The 18,617-nt window shown below is 63.5% G+C and carries 20 protein-coding genes; 2 read left to right on the forward strand and 18 right to left on the reverse strand.

What is annotated here, in order from left to right; genetic code table 11:
• Positions 1–33: 33 nt before the first annotated feature.
• Positions 34–1,260, reverse strand: a complete 1,227-nt coding sequence (locus tag KUA23_RS02140) for an MFS transporter (RefSeq protein WP_428847452.1) — start codon at positions 1,258–1,260, stop codon at positions 34–36.
• Between the two features lie 172 nt (positions 1,261–1,432).
• Between KUA23_RS02140 and KUA23_RS02145 the strand changes: the two genes are divergently transcribed.
• Entirely contained in the window at positions 1,433–2,326 is an 894-nt protein-coding gene (locus KUA23_RS02145; RefSeq protein WP_099492896.1) for a LysR family transcriptional regulator, read from the forward strand.
• An 87-nt stretch (positions 2,327–2,413) separates the two neighbouring features.
• On the forward strand, positions 2,414–2,800 hold the full coding sequence (locus KUA23_RS02150) for a type II toxin-antitoxin system PemK/MazF family toxin (RefSeq protein ID WP_078046513.1): 387 nt from the start codon (positions 2,414–2,416) through the stop codon (positions 2,798–2,800).
• A gap of 208 nt (positions 2,801–3,008) precedes the next feature.
• Here KUA23_RS02150 and KUA23_RS02155 read toward each other — a convergent pair whose 3' ends face one another.
• Genes KUA23_RS02155 through KUA23_RS02235 form a run of 17 tightly spaced genes read right to left on the reverse strand, consistent with a single transcriptional unit; the run spans position 3,009 to position 18,616 of the window.
• Positions 3,009–3,452, reverse strand: a complete 444-nt coding sequence (locus KUA23_RS02155) for a hypothetical protein (protein WP_078046514.1) — start codon at positions 3,450–3,452, stop codon at positions 3,009–3,011.
• Positions 3,453–3,478: 26 nt separating this feature from the next.
• Complete coding sequence (locus KUA23_RS02160) at positions 3,479–4,705, reverse strand: beta-ketoacyl-ACP synthase (RefSeq protein ID WP_078046515.1); 1,227 nt, start codon at positions 4,703–4,705, stop codon at positions 3,479–3,481.
• Positions 4,705–5,433 carry a 3-ketoacyl-ACP reductase FabG2 gene (gene fabG, locus KUA23_RS02165; protein ID WP_078046516.1) on the reverse strand — a complete coding sequence of 243 codons (729 nt, stop codon included), beginning with the start codon at positions 5,431–5,433 and terminating at the stop codon, positions 4,705–4,707. Before fabG ends, KUA23_RS02160 begins: the two co-directional genes overlap by 1 nt.
• Positions 5,430–5,891, reverse strand: a complete 462-nt coding sequence (locus tag KUA23_RS02170) for a hotdog family protein (protein WP_252993381.1) — start codon at positions 5,889–5,891, stop codon at positions 5,430–5,432. Before KUA23_RS02170 ends, fabG begins: the two co-directional genes overlap by 4 nt.
• A complete protein-coding gene (locus tag KUA23_RS02175) occupies positions 5,888–7,054 on the reverse strand; it encodes a beta-ketoacyl-[acyl-carrier-protein] synthase family protein (RefSeq protein WP_252993382.1) in 1,167 nt (388 codons plus the stop codon). The genes KUA23_RS02170 and KUA23_RS02175 overlap by 4 nt, the downstream gene beginning before the upstream one ends.
• Entirely contained in the window at positions 7,051–7,533 is a 483-nt protein-coding gene (locus tag KUA23_RS02180) for a hypothetical protein (RefSeq protein ID WP_214497973.1), read from the reverse strand. Before KUA23_RS02180 ends, KUA23_RS02175 begins: the two co-directional genes overlap by 4 nt.
• Complete coding sequence (locus KUA23_RS02185) at positions 7,530–8,264, reverse strand: class I SAM-dependent methyltransferase (RefSeq protein WP_078046520.1); 735 nt, start codon at positions 8,262–8,264, stop codon at positions 7,530–7,532. Before KUA23_RS02185 ends, KUA23_RS02180 begins: the two co-directional genes overlap by 4 nt.
• A complete protein-coding gene (locus KUA23_RS02190) occupies positions 8,261–9,508 on the reverse strand; it encodes an NAD(P)/FAD-dependent oxidoreductase (RefSeq protein ID WP_252993383.1) in 1,248 nt (415 codons plus the stop codon). Before KUA23_RS02190 ends, KUA23_RS02185 begins: the two co-directional genes overlap by 4 nt.
• A 33-nt stretch (positions 9,509–9,541) precedes the next feature.
• A complete protein-coding gene (locus KUA23_RS02195) occupies positions 9,542–11,854 on the reverse strand; it encodes an MMPL family transporter (protein WP_252993384.1) in 2,313 nt (770 codons plus the stop codon).
• On the reverse strand, positions 11,844–12,554 hold the full coding sequence (locus KUA23_RS02200) for an outer membrane lipoprotein carrier protein LolA (protein ID WP_252993385.1): 711 nt from the start codon (positions 12,552–12,554) through the stop codon (positions 11,844–11,846). The genes KUA23_RS02195 and KUA23_RS02200 overlap by 11 nt, the downstream gene beginning before the upstream one ends.
• Positions 12,551–12,976 (reverse strand): acyl-CoA thioesterase, encoded by a 426-nt coding sequence (locus KUA23_RS02205; protein ID WP_028615440.1) that lies wholly within the window; start codon positions 12,974–12,976, stop codon positions 12,551–12,553. Before KUA23_RS02205 ends, KUA23_RS02200 begins: the two co-directional genes overlap by 4 nt.
• The gene (locus KUA23_RS02210; protein ID WP_252993386.1) at positions 12,969–14,510 is read right to left on the reverse strand and encodes an HAL/PAL/TAL family ammonia-lyase; all 1,542 of its coding nucleotides are present in this window, start codon (positions 14,508–14,510) and stop codon (positions 12,969–12,971) included. The genes KUA23_RS02205 and KUA23_RS02210 overlap by 8 nt, the downstream gene beginning before the upstream one ends.
• Positions 14,494–15,429, reverse strand: coding sequence for a lysophospholipid acyltransferase family protein (locus KUA23_RS02215; protein ID WP_099492884.1), 936 nt, complete (start codon positions 15,427–15,429; stop codon positions 14,494–14,496). Before KUA23_RS02215 ends, KUA23_RS02210 begins: the two co-directional genes overlap by 17 nt.
• Positions 15,426–16,160, reverse strand: coding sequence for a glycosyltransferase family 2 protein (locus KUA23_RS02220; protein WP_252993387.1), 735 nt, complete (start codon positions 16,158–16,160; stop codon positions 15,426–15,428). The genes KUA23_RS02215 and KUA23_RS02220 overlap by 4 nt, the downstream gene beginning before the upstream one ends.
• The gene (locus KUA23_RS02225; RefSeq protein ID WP_252993388.1) at positions 16,153–17,823 is read right to left on the reverse strand and encodes an acyl-CoA synthetase family protein; all 1,671 of its coding nucleotides are present in this window, start codon (positions 17,821–17,823) and stop codon (positions 16,153–16,155) included. Before KUA23_RS02225 ends, KUA23_RS02220 begins: the two co-directional genes overlap by 8 nt.
• Positions 17,820–18,365, reverse strand: a complete 546-nt coding sequence (locus KUA23_RS02230; protein WP_071497133.1) for a COG4648 family protein — start codon at positions 18,363–18,365, stop codon at positions 17,820–17,822. The genes KUA23_RS02225 and KUA23_RS02230 overlap by 4 nt, the downstream gene beginning before the upstream one ends.
• Positions 18,362–18,616 carry an acyl carrier protein gene (locus KUA23_RS02235; protein WP_003187949.1) on the reverse strand — a complete coding sequence of 85 codons (255 nt, stop codon included), beginning with the start codon at positions 18,614–18,616 and terminating at the stop codon, positions 18,362–18,364. The genes KUA23_RS02230 and KUA23_RS02235 overlap by 4 nt, the downstream gene beginning before the upstream one ends.
• Position 18,617: the final 1 nt, after the last annotated feature.

The raw sequence follows: 18,617 nt of genomic DNA on the forward strand, positions 1-18,617 counted from the left end.
GCACGCCAGCTCCCACATAAAAGCAAAATAGCCTTAGACCTTCACGTCTCCCAACGGCGGCAACTTCGCCAGCTTCAACGCCACCAGCAACGCGCCAATCAACAGCGCCACAATAAACGCCCCAATCCCATTCCACCCGGCAAAGTGCCAGAAGAATCCGCCCGCCGTCCCCGCAATACTCGACCCCACGTAGTAGCAGAACAGGTACAGCGACGATGCCTGCCCCTTGGCTTTCACCGCGCGGCGGCCGATCCAGCTGCTGGCCACCGAGTGGGCGCCGAAGAAGCCGAAGGTGAAGATCAGCATGCCCGGCACCACCAGCCACAGCGGGGTGAACAGGGTCAGGGCCATGCCGGCCAGCATCAGTACGATGGTGCCCCACAGCACGCGACGGCGGCCGAGGCGGTCAGCCAGTGAGCCGATTTTCGCCGAGCTGTAGATGCCCGAGAGGTATACCAGCGACAGCAGGCCGACCACGGCTTGGCTCAGGTCGTAGGGATCGGCCAGCAGGCGATAGCCAATGTAGTTGAACATCGTCACGAACGCGCCCATCAGCAGGAACGCTTCGAGGAACAGCCAGGGCAGGCCCGCGTCCTTGAAGTGCATGACGAAGCCATCCACCAGGCTGCGCGGCTTGAGGCTGGTGGCGCGGAAGTTGCGCGATTCGGGGAGGATTTTCCAGAACACCGTGGCCGCGATCAGCGCCAGGGCGCCGATGATCAGCATTGCGGTGTGCCAACTGACAAAGTCGATCAACACGCCGATGATCAGGCGCCCGCTCATGCCGCCGATCGCGTTACCGCCGATGTACAAGCCCATGGCCAGGCCGATGTGCTGCGGGTGGATCTCTTCGCTCAGGTAGGTCATGGCCACGGCGGCCAGGCCGCTCAGCGACAGGCCCACCAGCGCACGCATCAGCAGGATGCCTTCCCAGGTCGGCATCAAGCCACTGGCTATGGTCGCCAATGCGGCACAGAACAGCGCAGACACCATCACCGGCTTGCGTCCCAACCGGTCGGAGATCGGCCCGGTGATGAGCAAGCCGAACGCCAACATCGCCGTGGCCACCGACAGGATCAGGCTGCTCTGCGCCGCATTGATGGAAAATTCGTGGGACAGCGCCGGCATCATCGGCTGCACGCAATACAGCAGCGCAAAGGTAGCGAAACCGCCGGAGAACAGCGCCAACACCGTGCGCATGAACATCGGCGTGCCTTTTTCGATGTACGCGTCATTGAGCTGGGCCACCACCTCATCCAGGGCAGTGGGCGGGACTTCTTGAGCGAGTGGAGCGACAGCAGCTTTCACGGGGACCTCGGGGAGGAAGAGCGTACCAGGACCGGCAATGCAAAAAAGAATATAGCTCCCTAATGATTCTTTCCAATATATTGTTCGACCTGTTTGATAGCTTTAACGACCTAATGAGGCTTGCATGGAATTGCGTCACTTGCGGTACTTCATTGCCGTCGCCGAAGAGTTGCATTTCGGCCGGGCTGCGCAGGTGCTGGGCATCTCGCAGCCGCCGCTGAGCCAGCAGATCCAGGCGCTGGAACAGGAGGTGGGGGCGCGGCTGTTTGAGCGGACCAATCGTCGGGTCGAGCTGAGCGAGGCGGGACGATTGTTTTTGCAAGAGGCGCGGCTGGTGCTGGCGCAGGTGGACAAGGCGGCGGATGTGGCGCGGCGGGCGCAGTTGGGTGAGCTGGGCGAACTGAAGATTGGCTTCACCTCGTCGGCGCCGTTCAATTCCAGCATTCCTCAGGCGATCTTTGCGTTTCGCCAGGCATTCCCGGCAGTGCATCTGAACCTGCAGGAGATGAGCAGCACCGAAGTGGCCGAGTCGCTGGTGGATGAGTCGATCCAAGTGGGCCTGATGCGGCCGCTGCCATTGCCGGATTCACTGGGTGTGGTCGAGCTGATGCGTGAGCCGCTGGTGGCCGTGTTGAACGCCGGGCACCCGCTGGTGGAGGGCAGTGAGCGCGGTTTGCACCTGGCGCAATTGGCACAGGAACCGTTTGTGTTTTTCCCGCGCACCTACGGCAGTGGTCTCTATGCCCAGTTGCTCAACCTGGCGCGTGATGCCGGCTTCAGCCCGCACTTTGCCCAGGAGGCCGGGGAGGCGATGACCATCATCGGCCTGGTGGCGGCGGGCTTGGGCGTGTCGGTGCTGCCGGCGTCCTACCAGCGCATTCGTATCGATGGCGTGGTGTATCGCACGCTGCTGGATCAGGAGGCGGTGACGGCGGTATGGCTGGTGCAACGCAAGGGCGCGCAGACGCCCATGGCAGAGGCGTTTGTGGAGTTGTTGACGCGCAAGGCCTCGGTGTAGAGGTGCTCACATATCAGGTAACGCAAGCTGCTTAGCGATTCGCGGGAAAGTTACGCAGAATCGCTTTTTCTCAAGCGAGTGATATGGATGGCACTTCTCTATCAGCCCAAGGAGGGCAGCGTGTTGATTTGTGACTTTCGAGGCTATGAGGTCCCGGAAATCATAAAGATCCGCCCGGTCATTGTGATACGCAAGCACCGAACCAATAAGTTGTTGGTGACGGTTGTGCCGTTGAGTACTACTGCGCCGCAGACGGTTCTGGATCACCACTGCCAGCTTGATAGTCATCTTCCAGGAGCAAGCCCTATCTGTTGGGCGAAATGTGACATTGTGGCAACCGTCAGCTTGGGAAGGCTCGACCGAATCAAAATCAAAGATCGTCATGGCAAACGAACTTACAAAATCGCTGAGCTCACTTCTGATCAGCTTCTAGCAATAAAGGCGGCGGTGCGCAGCGCGTTGGGGTTGCGCTGAGGGACGAACGGCACTTTGCCACAGGTTGCCGTAAAGTTGTTTTCAGGCATACTGCCCACGTTCCCGAAAGGGGCTTGTGAGACTCTGAGGATCCTGGGCAACCAGCAATTGCAGAGCCAGGCAGGAAGCGGCGATGACAAGCCAACCTGTTTGTGAAGAGGGCGCCGAAAGGCGCCCTTTGTCGTTTCTGTAGAGCCTGAATTCGTTTTTACTTGGTGGTGCCGGTTTGTTCGAACAACTGCGCCGCCGTCCCGGCCTCATTCACGCCATTGCTGCGCAACCCCGCCATGATGTCGCTGTCCAGATTGTTCACCCAACGGTTGTAGTTGCGATGGATCTTGCCGTCCTTGTAGCCCAGTTCGCGGCTGTCGCGGTAGGTGATGGCGTAGCTGTTGCGGGTGTAGCGGATGTCGATGGCCGCGTAGTACTGGTTACGCACGTTGATCTCGGCCTGTACCAGCTGCGGGCTCAGGCGTTGTACCGTCCATTCGCGTTTTTGCAGGGCGTTGACGATCACCGTTTTCATTTTTTCTTCGCTGACCTGGGTGTCGGCCGGCAGGTTGTGCTGGGTGTTGAGGATCGGCTTGCTGGTGCAACCGGCGGTGACCAGCAGGGCCAGGGTGATCAGGGTGACGCGTAGCAAGGAAGACATTCCGTATTCTCCAATCGATTAAAAAGTCAGGACCAGCGGCGGAAGATCAGTGACGTGTTGACGCCGCCAAAGGCAAAGTTGTTGTTCATCACGTAGTCGTGGTGCATCTCGCGGAATTCACCTTGCAGGTAATCCAGCTCGCCGCATTGCGGGTCTACCGCATCCAGGTTGAAGGTGTGCACGTACTGGTCGCGGTTCATCATCTCGATGCTGAACCATGACTCCAGCGCGCCGCAGGCGCCCAGGGTGTGGCCGAGAAAGCTCTTCTGCGAACTGATGGGCATGCGGCTGCCGAACAGGCTGCTGGTCGCCAGCGTCTCGGCGATATCGCCCTGGTCGGTGGCGGTGCCGTGGCCGTTCACGTAGCCGATCGCGTTAGGCTCAAGCCCGGCATCTTCGAGGGCCAACTCCATGGCGCGGCGCATGGTTTTCTGCTCCGGGCGGGTGGTGTGCTGGCCGTCGGCGTTGCTGCCAAAGCCAACGATTTCGGCGTGGATATGCGCACCGCGCGCCAACGCATGTTCCAGCTCTTCGAGCACCAGCATGCCGCCGCCTTCACCGATCACCAGGCCATCGCGGCCGCTGTCATACGGGCGCGGGCTGGTCTGCGGGGCGTCGTTTTTCAGGCTGGTGGCGTAGAGCGCGTCGAACACCATGGCTTCGGTCGGGCACAGCTCTTCTGCGCCACCGGCGAGCATCAATGGCAGGCGCCCGAACTTGATCGCCTCATAGGCATAGCCGATGCCCTGGCTGCCGCTGGTGCAAGCGCTGGACGTGGGGATCAGCCGCCCGGTGAGGCCAAAGAAGATGCTGATATTCGCCGCCGTGGTGTGCGGCATCATGCGCACGTAGGAATTGGCGTTCAGCCCCTCCGCGACCGAGTTCAGCAGCATATTGCCGAACGCCTTGATCTCGTCGGTGCTGCCGGTGGACGAGCCGCAGGCCACGCCCATGCGTCCGTCCTTGATCGACTCATCGCCGAGCAAGCCGGCGTCCTGCAACGCCTGCTCGGCGGCCCATACCGCCAGGCGCGAGACACGGCCCATGCTGCGCAGTTGCTTGCGCGTCCAATGGGCGGGCACGACAAAATCGTCGATCGGCCCGGCCAGGCGCGTGTTCAATTCGGTAAAGCGGTCCCACTCGTCCATGCGCCGAATGCCGCTGCGGTTGGCGCGGAAGTTGGCGGCGATGGTGTCCCAATCGCTGCCCAGTGAGGTCATGCCGGCCATGCCGGTGACGACGACGCGTTTCATCAGCACAGGCCTCCATTCACGGCCAGGACCTGGCGCGTGATGTAGCCTGCCTCGGCCGACATCAAGAAATTCACCGCGCCGGCTACCTCTTCCGGCGTGCCCATGCGTTGCGCCGGGATCATCTTCATCAATTCTTCCACCGGCACGTTTTCATCCAGCATGGCGGTGTCGATCAAGCCCGGAGCGACGCAATTGACGGTGATCTTGCGCTTGCCCAGCTCGATTGCCAGGGCCTTGGCCGCGCCAATCAGGCCGGCTTTCGAGGCGCTGTAATTGACCTGGCCGCGGTTGCCGATCAAACCGGAAACCGAGGTGATGCAGACGATACGCCCAGCCGCACGACGACGAATCATCGGCATCATCACCGGGTGCAGCACGTTGTAGAAACCGTCGAGGTTGGTGCGCATCACTACGTCCCAATCGTCTTCCGACAGGGCCGGGAACGCACCGTCACGGGCCAGGCCGGCGTTGAGCACCACGCCGTAATAGGCGCCATGTTGCTCCACATCCGCCTCGAGTATCTGCTTGCACAGCGCGCGATCCGCCACGTCGAATTGCAGCACCCGCGCCTTGCGGCCCAGGGCTTCAACTTCGGCCTGCACCGCATCGGCGTCGCTACGGCCACTGCGGCAATGCAGCACGATGTCATGCCCGGCCTGAGCCAGGCGCAGTGCGATGGCGCGGCCGATGCCACGGCTGGAGCCGGTGACCAGTACGGATTCAGTCATGGCGTCACGTCCTTCGATTCATCTAAATAGTTGGCCGCCTGGGGCGGTCGAAATACATTCAAGCGGGCGCTGGCCTGGATCCCGTCGCCGGTCAGGTGGCATTCGAACACACCCATGCCATTGTCGTCTTCCAGGGAGCGCAGACCGTGGATGCTCAGCTCGGCACCGGCCGGGAAGTGCTCCACGTTGCACTCGAACTTGCGTGTGCCAAGCAGGAAGCCGAGTTCCACGGCTTCACCCTTCTGGCGTGCGCGGCAACCGGCGTAGGCGGCAACACTTTGCGCCATCAACTCGATGCCGACCCAGGCCGGCAGGCTGCCATCCGGGCGATTGAACAGGCCGCCAGGCTTGACCGTGGTGCGGGTGCGGACCTGCTCTTCATCGAACGACAGCACCTGATCGATCAGGATCATGTCGCCCGCATGGGGCAGCAGTTCGGCGAGTGGCCAATCGATCATGGGGCCCCTCCGATTATCAGGCTGACATTGTTGCCGCCGAAGGCAAATGAGTTGCTCATCAGGCAGCGTTTTTCCAGGGTGGCGCCGGCGGTGGCCCATTGCAAAGCGGGCAGTGCGGGGTCGGCCTGGCCGTCCCACACATGCGGTGGCAGCCGGTTGTGAACCAGGCTCAACCAGCAGAACGCCGCTTCCAGCGCGCCGGCTGCGCCCAGGGTATGGCCGCTCATGGGTTTGGTCGAGGAGCAGGCCACGCCTTGGGGGAACAGGCTGGCGACGGCCAGGCTTTCCATGGCGTCGTTATGCTGGGTAGCGGTGCCGTGCAGGTTCAGGTAACCGATCTGCCCAGGCTGCAAACCGGCACTCGCCAAGGCCTTGCGCATGGATTGCAACGCGCCTTTGCCGGTGGGTTCGGGGGCGGAGATATGGTGCGCATCGCAACTGGCGCCGCTGCCCAGCAGAGCGATGGGCGCGTGTTCCTTGCTCATCAGAAACAGCACCGCCGCTTCGCCGATGTTGATGCCGTTGCGGTTGACTGAAAACGGGTTGCAACGCTCGTTCGACACCGCTTCCAACGAGCTGAAGCCGTTAAGCGTCAGCTTGCACAGGCTGTCGACACCGCCGCAGATCACGGCATCGCACACACCCAGGTCCAGCAGGCGCTGGGCGCTCATCAGCGCGCGGGCGCTGGAGGTGCAGGCGGTGGAGATCACATAGGCCGGGCCGCTCAGTTGCAGCCAGTCAGCCAGGAAGTTCGCCGGAGCGCTGAGTTCCTGTTGCTGGTAGTCGTAGTCGCCGGGGAACTGGTGTTCGCGCAAAAAATGCGCGATGCCCCGGCTGGCTTCGTCGATACCCGAAGTACTGGTGCCAAGCACGATGCCGACGCGTGATGCGCCATAGGTGTGGATCGCCTGGCGGATCTCGCCTTCGATCTGCAGCGCCGCTTCCAGCAACAACTGGTTATTGCGGCTGCTTTGCTGGCCCAGCTCGGTGGGGATGGTTGCCAACTCACCCTGCACACCGGCCACCGGCAGCACGCGCTCCGGCACCCAGCCGCCTTCGGCGCGCATGCCGGAGCAGTCACCGGCAAACAGGCTGCGGCTGACCTCCGCCTGGCCACGGCCGAGTGCGCAGATCACGCCCAAGGCGTTGAGGTAGGCGCTCATCGTGCGACTCCGAGCGGTGTGATGCGATAGCTCAGCGGCTGCCCGCTGATGTTCACACTGAATACCTCGGACGATTGATACACGATCTGCCAATGACCCGGCAGGGTACGCGTCAAGTCCATCGCCTGCGCGCTGGGGTAGAGGGCGCGCACGTCATCCGGCGCGGTCAGCGCAAACAGCAGCGCGGCAAACAATTCGCGCGCCTGCGGATTGGGCGGCAGCAAGCCATCGGCCTGCCATTCGCCATTGATCAGCTTTTGCCGCGCCTGGGGGATGCCCAGCGGGTCCATCATCGACCACCGAATGCCACCGCCTTCGCGCTGGATCACCAGTAGCCAGTCCTGGCTCTGGCCGTCGGCCAGGCGCTGCACATGCAGTTGCAGCGGCAAGGCCAGGGCCGGGGTTTTCTCGGGCAGCGGTGGCTGGTTGGCGCAGGCGCTGAGCAGCAACAGGCAACCCATCAACAGGTAGCGCATCATGGCGCGGCACTCGCCAACGGTTTGCGTGCCACGCAGTTGACCAGGGTTTCTTCGCGCTGGCCCACCGGTGGCGCCTTGCGTAGGCCCCAGCGTTCCAGCAGGCCGAAGTCGCTGGAGCGGCTCCACCACAAGTACGGGTATGAGACGTTCTGCGGGCCGAATTCAAAGCCCTGCTCGCGGAGCATCTCCAGGTATTCTTCGGCGCTTTTTTGCACGTGCATCGGGTGGCGGAACAGCCAGCGGATGACCCAGGTGTCGATGTAGGCTTCGGTGGACTCGGCAAACAATAAATAGCCACCCGGCTTGAGCACGCGGTAGAACTCTTTGAGCGCGCGATGCTGCTCGACCAGGTGGTGGAAGGTCTGGTGGCAGAACAGGATATCGACACTTTCGTCCGGCACTTGCAGGGTGGCGCAGTCGCTGCCGATCAACTCGATGGCCAAGCCCTGGCGCGCCGCTTCTGCACGGCTCAGCTCCAGGCTGTGAGGGTCGGCGTCCAGGCCAATCAGGCGCTCAGGGGCGAACACCTGCTGCAACAGCTTGAAGGACTTGCCCTGGCCACAACCGGCGTCCAGCAGCACCGGCGCTGCTGGCAAGGGCTCGGTGAACAGGCTGCGCAGATCGTTGATCGCCACGCGCAGCACGTGATGTTGCCAGGTATGGCTGCGCAGGAACCAGAAGCCGAACTTGGTTTCTTCGACGTAGTTCTTACTCAAGTACTGACTGCTCACGCTGCATCCCCTGCACAAATTTCCGACAACATCCGCAACCGCCGCTTGGGCTCACTCACAAACGGGTTGCGCTCATCCCACGCGTAACCGGCGAGGATCGAACTGATCATCCGGCGAATATCCGGCGAGCTGCCGGGATGGAAGATCACGTCCTGGAACGTCCCGGCGTACCAGCCTTCGACGTAGCAGCGGAAGGTATCGACACCGCGCTTGAGCGGCTCGGCAAATTCGGTTTGCCAGTCCACGGTTTCGCCGTTGAGCTGGCGATGCAGCACACCGGCGGCCATGCTCGCCGAACGCATGGCGATGGTCACCCCGGAGGAGAACACCGGGTCGAGGAATTCCGCCGCGTTACCCAGCAAGGCAAAGCCCGGCCCGTGCAGGCTTTTGACGTTGGCCGCGTAGCCGCCGATGGTCCGCGCGGGCGTATCCCAGACGGCGTTTTGCAGCACGCCGGACAGGCTTGGGGTTTCATCGATAAAACCGCGCAGGCAGGCATCCAGGTCGCTGTCACGGCCGTCGAAATGCGCTTTGGCCGCGACCACGCCCACCGAGCAGCGGCCGTTGCTGAACGGGATGGTCCAGAACCAGATATCGCGCTTGGTCGGGTGGGTGGTGACCAGAATCTTGGTGCGGTCAAAGCCTGGGTGTTCGATGCGGTCTTCGATGTGGGTGAACACCGCCTGGCGCACCGGAAAGTCTGACGGCACGTCCAGCTCCAGCAGGCGCGGCAACACGCGGCCGTAGCCGCTGGCGTCGAGCACGAACGTGGCCTTGAGGTGGTACTCGCTGCCGTTCTCGCGGCGTACGTGCAGGTAACGGGATTCGCCTTTGAAATCCACGCCGACGATGGATTCGCCGTATCGGATGTCCACGCCTTGCTTGGCGGCCTGATCGGCCAGCAACTTGTCGAACTCGCCGCGCTGCACCTGGAAGGTGGTCGGCTTGCCGTTGCTGAAGGTGTCACCAAAATCAAACGCACTGTAGCGCTCGCCCCAGGCGAACGCAGCACCGGTTTTCACCTGGAAACCCGCCGCCTGCACAGCTTCCAGCATGCCGGCTTCTTCGATAAAGTCGATGCAGTGGGACAGCAGGCTTTCGCCGATCGAGAACCGTGGGAAATGCTGGCGCTCGATAATCAGTACATCATGCCCTTTGCGCTTTAACAGCGCGGCGGCGATGGCCCCGGACGGACCGGCACCGATCACCACCACCTGGCGACGTTCCATTTCAACTGTGGGCACGAGGGCTCCTTGCCACATTGGCGATAATCACATTCATAAGGCGTGTTTCTGTTGCCCGGCCCAAGGCGCCAGCATAAAGCTGAATGCCAGGCCCAGGCTGACCGATAAGCCGAAATTGCTCACCGCCGGCGTGCTGGACACCGCCAGCAGGCCAAATGACAACCAGGTCGTCAGCGCCGCCAGCAGTGTCCCCAACAGGCTGACCGCAGGGCCGCCGATCTGCTCGCGCATCAGGATCGCGTAGTCGACGCTGATGGCCGTGACCAACAGCAGGCCGAACAGGCTGAACAAGGTCAGCGGCTGCCCCAGCCAACCGAGGCTGGCCAGGCTGCACAGGGCCGCCAGCAGTGGCAGGGCGACAATGCGCAAGGCGCCGCCGAAGCCGAACGGCAGGATCAGCAGCAGCACGATCAGCACACAGGACATCAGCTTCAATTCGGCGGCACTGATCTGCGTGTCGGCAAATACCCGGTTCAAGTCGCCCAGGCGGTCCACCAGTTGCACGCCCGGCAAATCCAGCGCTTGTACCCGCAGCAGCGCCGGGTTGTTTAAGCCTTGCAGGCTGACCATCGCGGCTACGCCGCCGTCCACCGGGCCAAGCCACAGAGTGCGCCACGGTTCGGCCAGCGGGCCTAGCAGCGCGGCATCGATGTCTTCGGTGGGCAGCGCTTGCAGTTGCGCCACTTCGGCTTGCAGGGCGCTGGCGGGGACGCCGAGGTCCAGCAGCGGCTGCCAGTGTTCCGGGAGTCTATTCAGCGCATCGCGCAGACGTTGCTGCTCGGCAGGCAGGCTGACCAGTTGGTTGAGCGCCAGGTAGCCCTGGAGTTTGTCCATGTTCACCAACTGATCCAAGCGTTGGCCCAGGGCAGCTTGACGCTCCAACAGCTGTTGCTGGTTGTCTGCCCGCACCAGGAAAAACTGGCTGGTGGGTTGGAACCCGGTAATGCGCGCCACGGCCTGTGCTTCTTGCAGCAATTGCGGCGGAGCACCGATCCATTGGCGAATATCGTTCTTGCTGTTCAGGTGCCACAGGCCACCCGCGCAAAACAGCAGCAGCAAGGCCAGCAGCACCGGGCTCGGCACGCGCTTGAGCAAAGAGGCGCGTACCAGCCACAGGCATTCGGCGATGCGCAGCGGCCATTGCGCCGGGCGCAGTTCGACGCCCTTGAGCAGCGCCGGCAACAGGCACACGGCGGACAGGTACGCACCGACCAGCCCGGCGGCGGAGAACACAGCGATTTGTGTAAGGGCCGGGAACGGTGTCCAGGCCAGCGCCAGGTAGCCAATGCAACTGGTGGCCAGGCTCAGGCTCAATCCCGGCAAGGTGATGCGCAACGCCGGCCAACTGCGCCACGGGTTCATGCTCCAGCTTTTCGACAAATAGTGCAGCGGGTAATCCACCGCCACGCCGATCAGGCTGGAACCCAATACCAAGGTCATCACATGCATATGCCCGAACAGCGCCACGCAGGCCACCGCGCCAAACAACATGCCGACGAGTACCGGCACAAAGGCCAGCAGCACGCGCCAGCGTCGGAAGGCGAGCAACAGCAACAACAGGATGCCGACAGTAGCGCCGCCGCCCACCCAAGTGATTTCCCGTGTGGCCTGCTGCTGGCCATTGGCGGCGTAGAGCAAGCCGCTGGCGGCGAGTAATTGCGCGCCGTGTTCGCTGGCCTGCGCGCGACTGGCCTGGAGCAGGTCCGCCACTTGCAGCGGCAGTTTCATGTCGAAGGCATTGCCGGTGGTGCGCGCACGCAACAGCACCCAGCTCTTGCCGTCGGCATCGGCGATCAACGCGCCGCTGCCGATATCCAGTTGCACCGCACCGTGTTGCGGCTGGCTGTTCTGGATACGTCCGGTCAGGCCCAGCCAGTCGTCCTGGCTCGGCACCAGGCTGAAGCCGGTAAAGGGGTCGAACAGCGCTTGCACGCGCTGTTGGATAAACGCGTCGGGCTGTTCGATCAGTTGCTCGCGGTCCTTGGCCGAGAGCATCGCCAGGCGGCCGCGCAGCAATTGCTCGCGCAGTGCCGGCAAGTCAGCTTGCAGGTTCCACTGCACCTTTTCGAACAGCCCGCTGGCCTGCCAGCGCTCACCCAGTTGTTGCGCCACGGTCACTGCTTGCTGGCGGTCGGCATGCCCCACCAGCACCAGCATCTCGCGGTTCAGTGGCTCCTGCATGCGCTGCTCTGCTTGCTGTTCCAGGGCATCCGGCGTGTTGCCCGGCACCAGCTCCATCAGGTTGGCCGACAAGGGCGCGCCGTGGCGCCACTGCCAACCGGCCAGGGCCAGCACGGCCACCAGCAGGATCAGGAACAGGCGCGGCAGCAGGCGTTCACTGGGCAAAGTCGTGTTGCTCCGCTTCGCTCAACGGCAGTTCGGCCGTGCTGTCCTGCATGCGCAGCACAGTGCTGTCGCCCTGGGTTTCCAGCAGTTGGATGTTGTGCACCAGGTCGCCACCGTCGATATTGATCTGGGTGAAGACTTGCTTGAGCAGCAGCGAGCGTGGGATCAGCGTCAATTTCCACTGCTTGGCCTCGCCTTGCAGCTGCAACTCGAAGTCTCGCTGCAAGCCGCTGCTGTCGCCTTGCAGCACCGCCAGGAACAACCGGTTCTGTTCGGCGCCGGCGCTCTTGTTCGGCAGCAGTTGCCAGCCGTTGGCATCGCGGCGGGCAATGCCTTGGGCGCTGATGCGGTAGTCCTGTTGCAGCGGAGTTTTCAGCAGCCACAACAGGCCGTGGTCCTTGGCGAGCACGAAGGTGCCTTTGCTGACCAGCGGCTGGGGCAGGGCACGCAGGTGTTTTTCCTGGGTGAAGTTGCCGTGGATCACTGAGGGTTTGGCGAGCTGCTCGCTGAGTTGTTGCAAGTCAAAAGCGTGAGCCAGGCCTGGAATGCTGAACAACAAGATCAGCGCAATCCATGTGGGAGCGGCGGTGCGACGATTCGACTTGCCAGCGAAGAACCCGAGGGCACCGCGCAGTGTCAGGCGGCTCGCGTTATCGTTGACGTCCATCGCGGGCAAGCCCGCTCCCACAGGGGATCTCATTTCAGGGCTCTCTCTACGGCGTCGGTGAATACTTTGGGGGAGGCCAGCTGCATCTCGCGGCTGGCGATCTCTACTGCCACCTGCACGGTGCTGGCACGGGTCAAGCGCTCGCCACTGGCGAGGTCGGTGATCAGGTAATTGACCTTCAAGCGGTTCTCCCACTCCACCAGGCTGGCGCGCACGTTGAGGGTCTGGCCGAACACGGCGCCGCGTACGTAGCGCAGCTGCATGTCGATCACCGGCCAGGCGTAGCCCGATTCGAGCATCGCCGTGTAGTTATGGCCGATTTTGTCCAGCAGCGCGCAGCGCGCCACTTCCAGGTACTTCACGTAATGCCCGTGCCACACGACGTTCATGGTGTCGACGTCAAAAAACGGCACGAGGATTTCAGTGTCGCAATGCAGCACGCCCTGGCTACGCATGCAGCCTCCAGTGTTGCTCGGCAATGCGTTGCAGGCACAGGCGCAACTCGCCCTCAAGGGCGCGGTCTTCGATGACGGGTGGGAAGTCCTTGGCCAGCTCTTCGTGCATCGCCGCCAGGGCCGGCGGCAATGGGCGGGCGTCCTCGGCCTGAGCGCGCAGCCACACACCCTGGTTGGCGGCGAGCAAGGTTGCCGCGGCGACCTGTTCGGTCAGCTCCAGCACACGGATCGCATCGCGGGCGGCGATGGTGCCCATGCTCACCTTGTCCTGGTTATGGCACTCGGTGGAGCGTGAGAACACGCTGGCCGGCATGGTGTTTTTCAGGGCTTCGGCGGTCCAGGCGCTGGTGCCGATCTGCACGGCCTTGAAGCCGTGGTTGATCATGGCGCGGTCAGCCGGCGCGCCGGACAGGTTGCTCGGCAGCCCGTGGTTGTAACGCACGTCCACCAGCAGCGCGAGCTGGCGGTCCAGCAGGTCAGCGACGTTGGCGACCAGGGTCTTGAGGCTGTCCATGGCAAAGGCGATATGCCCGCCATAGAAATGCCCGCCATGCAGCACGCGCTCTTCTTCAGCGTCGATGATCGGGTTGTCGTTGGCGCTGTTCAGTTCGATCTCGATGAACGAACGCAGCCAGTTCAGGCTGTCGGCCAGCACGCCAAGGACGTGGGGCGCGCAACGCAGCGAATAACGGTCCTGCAGGCGATGCAGCGGCGCGGTCGGTGCATCGATGGCCAGGTCCTTGCGCAGCCAGGCGGCGACTTGCATCTGCCCCGGGTGCGGCTTGGCGGCGAACAGGCGCTCGTCGAAGTGTTCCGGGTTGCCTTGCAGCGCCACCACGTTCAGCGCGGTAATGCGCGTGGCGAGTTGCAGCAGGTAGTCGGCGCGGGCGAAGGCCAGGCACGCGAGGCCGGTCATCACGGCGGTGCCGTTCATCAGCGCCAGGGCTTCCTTAGGGCGCAGCACCAAAGGCGTCCAGCCCAACTCACGGTGCACGTCGGCCGCCTGGCGCCGTTCGCCACGGAACATCACTTCACGCTCGCCGGACAGGGTCGCGGCCACGTAGGACAGCGGGGTCAGATCACCGCTGGCGCCCACCGAGCCTTCTTCCGGGATCAGCGGCAGCACATCGTGTTCAAGGAAGGCGTGCAGGCGTTCGAGCAACTCTACGCGCACCCCGGACACGCCGTGGCACAGCGACTGCAAGCGCGCAGCCAGCACCGCGCGGGTGGCTTGGGCATCGAGCAGCTTGCCCAGGCCACACCCGTGGAACGTGTACAGATGACGCGGCAGCGCTTCGACGTGCTGCAACGGCACCGCCACCACGCACGAGTCGCCGTAGCCGGTGGTTACGCCGTAGATCACGCCTTCCTTGTCCAGCAGCGAGTCGAGGAACTGCGCGCCCTTGGCAATGCGCTGGCGATACGCGGCGTCGTCCTGCAATTGGGTCGGCGCCTGACGGTTGGCCAAGGCCAGTACGTCTTCGATGCGCAAAGCGCGTTCGCCAAAGGTTACCGGCTCAAGATGCGTCGTCATCGGTCTTCCAGAAAGGGTAAAAGTTGAACCATTGTTGGGGCGCTTCCAGGCAGAACTGGCCCAGCCGTGCGGCGTAGCGCGCGGTCCACAGGGCTATGACCTGCTCGCGGGTGTTGCGTTTCCATTCGACGCGCGGCGCGAACGGCTCGATGCTCAGGCGATAGCGGCTGTTGTGCTTGAGGCACATCAGCAGGTTCACCGGGCATTTAAGCAGGCCCGCCAGCAGCCACGGGCCTTGGGGGAAGGCGGCGTCATGGCCGAGGAAATCCACGCGCACCGTGCGTCCGCCGTGCAACGGCACGCGGTCGCCGGCGATGGCCAGCCATTCACCGTCGTCCAGGCGCTGGCTGAGCAGCAGCATGGTGGCCGGGTCCAGCTCGCTGACCTGGATCAGGCGCAGGTGAGTGGCACCGGCTTCGCCCAGCAGGCGATTGAATTGTTCGGCGTGCTTGGTGTGCACCAGCACATTCATGGTGACCTGTTCACCGATCTCGGCGAGGGCACGGCACACCTCGAGGTTGCCCAGGTGCGCGCCCACCAGCATCTGCCCGCGCTCGCCGCGCAGTTGCCCGCGCAATTGGGCCGGGTCGTTGATCTCGATCTGCTCCAGGCGCAGCTTGCCGTTCCACACGTCGAGTTTGTCGAGCAGCGAGTCGGCAAACGCCATGAACTGGCCGAAGACCTTCCAGTGGGTAGGCCGCAGTTCCTCACGCCCGCTCCAGTCGGCCAGGCGCTGCTGGTACTGCCAGGCGCTCTGGCGCGCGGTGCGGCCGAACAGGAAGAAGTACAACACGATGCCGTACAGCAGCGGGCTCAACACGCGGCGGCCAAGGACCTTGGCGGCGAAGGCGGTGAGCTTCATCAGCCAGTAGCTGCCGCGCTCTTCGCGGTCAGCCCAGTGCTTGGTGCTGTCGCTCATGCCTGCCACCGTCGCCACAGAATCACTGGCGCGCGCACCAGCATGCCGAAGAACAACCGGGTGTGCATGGCCGAGATGCGTACGTTGTCGCGGAACAGCCGGAAGTGCGACAGGCCGTCAGCCGGGTAATGCACCTGGGTCGGCAGCCAGCGCATCGGCTGGTTGCGCCAGGCCAGGCGCACCAGGATGTCCGAGTCGAAATCCATGCGCGTGCCGATGTAGGCCGAGTCCATCAGCGCCAGCACCGGCGCCAGTGGGTACACGCGAAAGCCGCACATCGAGTCGCGGATCTGCAGCGACAAGGTGTTGATCCATACCCACACGTGGGTCAGGTAGCGCGCGTACAAACGGCCTTTGGGCACGCTATCGTCGTATTCGGGGTAGCCGCAGATAATGGCATCGGGATGCCGGCGCGAGGTGTCGATAAAGGTCTCGACTTCGCGCAGGTCGTGCTGGCCGTCGGCGTCGACTTGCAAGGCATGGCTGAAGCCCTGGCGTGCGGCTTCGCGGAAACCGGCCATGACGGCACCGCCCTTGCCCTGATTGCTGGGCAAGGTCAGCAGGGTGACGTTATCCAGCGTCGCCAATTGCGCCAGTACGGCCGCGCAGGCGGGGCTGCTGCCGTCGTCGACCAGCAGGCAGGGCAGGCCGCTGTCCAGCAGGCTGCGGACCACGGCCGGTACGGCGGCTTCGTGGTTGTAGACCGGGATCAGGGCGCAGGGGTTATGCATGCGCGGGCTCCAGTTGAATCCGGCCACTGGAACACGCCGCAACGCCATTGCGGTAGGCGAAATACAACTTGCCGCGTTGCGCATCAAAGCGCAGGTGCAGTTCGATCGCATCGCCAGGGCGCACTAATTGCTGGAACTTGAGCACTTCCATGCCGGCAAAGGTCGGCGGCAGATCGAGCAGTTGCTGGCCCAGGTTGAAGGCCCATTCCACCTGTACCACCCCCGGCAGCACCGGCGTGAACGGGAAGTGTCCGCTGAAATAGGCCAAGTCTGGCGGCACGCTCAGTTGCAAGGTCCATTCGCCGTCGGCTTCAACCTGCTCCAGCACTTCCGGCGTCTTCGGGCGGGCTGCCAGCAGCAGCGCCTCGACATCGGCCTGGGGCAGTTTGCCTTGGCTGGTCAGGGGCAACTGTCTCAACAACCGCCAGCGGCGCGGCAACGCCAGGGCTTCGCAATGTTGGCTCAGATGCTGGCGCAGGGTCTGGGTGAGCGTGCGTCGCCCCTGGTTGCGCAAGGCATGCAGCCCCTCGGCGCTCAGCACCACCAGCGCGCCGAGTGACGCGCGGTTTTCCTGCACCACGCCCAGGCGGGTTTCCGCGACCCAGGGGTGGTCCATCAATGCGTGCTCCAGCATGGGCAGGGAGATGCGTTTTTCTTCCAGCTTGACGATGCGATCCAGGCGGCCGAGCAGCTCGAAACGGCCATCGGCATGGATGCGTGCCGCGTCGGCGGTTTGCTCGACATGCCCCTCAGGCAGGTAAGGCGAGGCGATGCGCAGGGCGCCGTCGGCATCCTGGCTCAGTTGCACGTCGGCAAACGGCTGCCACGGCTGTGCGCCTTGACGCCAGGCAATGCCACCGGTTTCCGAGCTGCCGAGGATCTCGGTCGGCCATTGTTGCAAGCGGTCGTACAGGCTGCCGGCGGCTTCTACGGGCAGCGCGCCGCCAGATGAAAATACCCGCGACACCTGGCTCAGCGCCGGCCAGTCAAGGTTGTCGCCCATGCGCTTGAGCAGCGCCGGGCTGGCGACCCAGGCAAAGTGCGCGTGCTCGCGGCTGGCGCGCTGCATGTCTTCGGGGAAGGCCAGTTGTTTGCGCACAAAGGTGCGGCCGGCGCACAGCGGCCACAGCACGCGGAACAACAAGCCGTAGATATGCTGGGTGGCGACGCTGCCAATGATGCAGGCGTCTTTGAGGCCAGGACCCCACAGGGTTTCCAGGGCCTCGACTTCGTTGGCCAGTTGGCGCAGGTTTTTGTCGATGCGCTTGGGTTCGCCGCTGGAGCCGGAGGTGCACAGGCTCAATTGGCAAGCGTCGAGGTCGAGTGCTGCAGCGCTCAGTGGCGCCTCGTACAGCGCGTCCAGGTCCGCCGCTTCGGTCAGCCAGGCATCGACGGCCTCATCCCAGCGTTGGCGGGTCTGAGGTTGCAAATCGGCGGGCATCAGCACGCTGACCCCGGCCCGCCAGGCGCCCAGCAGGGCAATCGCCAGCAGGCCGGCGTCTTCCAGGTACACGGCCAGGCGCTGGATACCCCGCGCTTGCAGGCCCGCCGCCAGGCTCAGGGACTGCTCCCACAGCTGCGCGTGATTCATGGCAGGTTCGGTGGTGACCCAACGCTGTTCCAGCGGCTCGAGCAACAAGTGCTCAAGTTTCAACCCATTCATACGCGGCCTCGAACCCTTTGTCGTACCAGCCATTCCACGGCAAACAACAGCCCCATCAGCCCGTAGGCGATCAGGCCGTTGTACAAAGTCCACCAGCTCAGCGGCGCCCACAGGGTGAGGGCGGCGGCGAGCAGGCCATTACACAGAAAAAACACGCTCCATACCACGGTCACCTGGCGGGTATACACGATGGCATGCGGGGGCAGCACCGGGTCGGTCATGCGCGCCAGGCGCTCGACCATCGGCGGGCCATATTTGAGGCTCAAGCCGAACAGCGCCAGCATGAAGGCACTGACCAGGCTCGGGTACCAGCGCAACAGGCGGGGGTTATCGAACCAGGCCAGCAGCAGGCAGAACACGATCACCGCCAGCGCCATCCAGCGGCTGCCGGGGCGTCGCGCGCCGGTCAGCGCGCGCAGTAGCCACAGGCTGCCCAGTAGCAGGCCGAATTGCCATGGTGCAAAGTGCTCGGTGCCGTAATAGACCGCAAAGGGGTACAGCAGCCCCGCCAACAACAGGCCAAGGCCGATCAGCCGGCTCATGCGGCAGGCTGGACCAGACGGTACACCGCCTCAACCACGTCGTTAACAGTGCGCACTGCCTTGAATTCCTCGGCGGCGATCTTCTTGCCGGTCTGGCGCTTGATATGGTCGATCAAGTCGACGGCATCGATGCTGTCGATTTCCAGGTCCTGGTACAGGTTGGCGTCAAGGGTGACGCGCTCCGGCGGCAGTTCAAACAGTTCCACCAAGGCGTCGCGCAGGGTGTTGAAAATATCGTCACGAGTTTGCATG

Origin of the sequence: Pseudomonas pergaminensis, from assembly GCF_024112395.2 — a bacterium.
GTDB classification, from domain to species: Bacteria; Pseudomonadota; Gammaproteobacteria; order Pseudomonadales; family Pseudomonadaceae; genus Aquipseudomonas; species Aquipseudomonas pergaminensis.

What these genes read in the sequence shown, in the direction of transcription:
- KUA23_RS02145 (WP_099492896.1), top strand. Translation starts at nt 1,433, where the DNA reads ATGGAATTGCGTCACTTGCGGTACTTCATTGCCGTCGCCGAAGAGTTG.
- KUA23_RS02150 (WP_078046513.1), top strand. Translation starts at nt 2,414, where the DNA reads ATGGCACTTCTCTATCAGCCCAAGGAGGGCAGCGTGTTGATTTGTGAC.
- KUA23_RS02155 (WP_078046514.1), bottom strand. Translation starts at nt 3,452, where the DNA reads ATGTCTTCCTTGCTACGCGTCACCCTGATCACCCTGGCCCTGCTGGTC.
- KUA23_RS02160 (WP_078046515.1), bottom strand. Translation starts at nt 4,705, where the DNA reads ATGAAACGCGTCGTCGTCACCGGCATGGCCGGCATGACCTCACTGGGC.
- fabG (WP_078046516.1), bottom strand. Translation starts at nt 5,433, where the DNA reads ATGACTGAATCCGTACTGGTCACCGGCTCCAGCCGTGGCATCGGCCGC.
- KUA23_RS02170 (WP_252993381.1), bottom strand. Translation starts at nt 5,891, where the DNA reads ATGATCGATTGGCCACTCGCCGAACTGCTGCCCCATGCGGGCGACATG.
- KUA23_RS02175 (WP_252993382.1), bottom strand. Translation starts at nt 7,054, where the DNA reads ATGAGCGCCTACCTCAACGCCTTGGGCGTGATCTGCGCACTCGGCCGT.
- KUA23_RS02180 (WP_214497973.1), bottom strand. Translation starts at nt 7,533, where the DNA reads ATGATGCGCTACCTGTTGATGGGTTGCCTGTTGCTGCTCAGCGCCTGC.
- KUA23_RS02200 (WP_252993385.1), bottom strand. Translation starts at nt 12,554, where the DNA reads ATGAGATCCCCTGTGGGAGCGGGCTTGCCCGCGATGGACGTCAACGAT.
- KUA23_RS02205 (WP_028615440.1), bottom strand. Translation starts at nt 12,976, where the DNA reads ATGCGTAGCCAGGGCGTGCTGCATTGCGACACTGAAATCCTCGTGCCG.
- KUA23_RS02210 (WP_252993386.1), bottom strand. Translation starts at nt 14,510, where the DNA reads ATGACGACGCATCTTGAGCCGGTAACCTTTGGCGAACGCGCTTTGCGC.
- KUA23_RS02215 (WP_099492884.1), bottom strand. Translation starts at nt 15,429, where the DNA reads ATGAGCGACAGCACCAAGCACTGGGCTGACCGCGAAGAGCGCGGCAGC.
- KUA23_RS02220 (WP_252993387.1), bottom strand. Translation starts at nt 16,160, where the DNA reads ATGCATAACCCCTGCGCCCTGATCCCGGTCTACAACCACGAAGCCGCC.
- KUA23_RS02225 (WP_252993388.1), bottom strand. Translation starts at nt 17,823, where the DNA reads ATGAATGGGTTGAAACTTGAGCACTTGTTGCTCGAGCCGCTGGAACAG.
- KUA23_RS02230 (WP_071497133.1), bottom strand. Translation starts at nt 18,365, where the DNA reads ATGAGCCGGCTGATCGGCCTTGGCCTGTTGTTGGCGGGGCTGCTGTAC.
- KUA23_RS02235 (WP_003187949.1), bottom strand. Translation starts at nt 18,616, where the DNA reads ATGCAAACTCGTGACGATATTTTCAACACCCTGCGCGACGCCTTGGTG.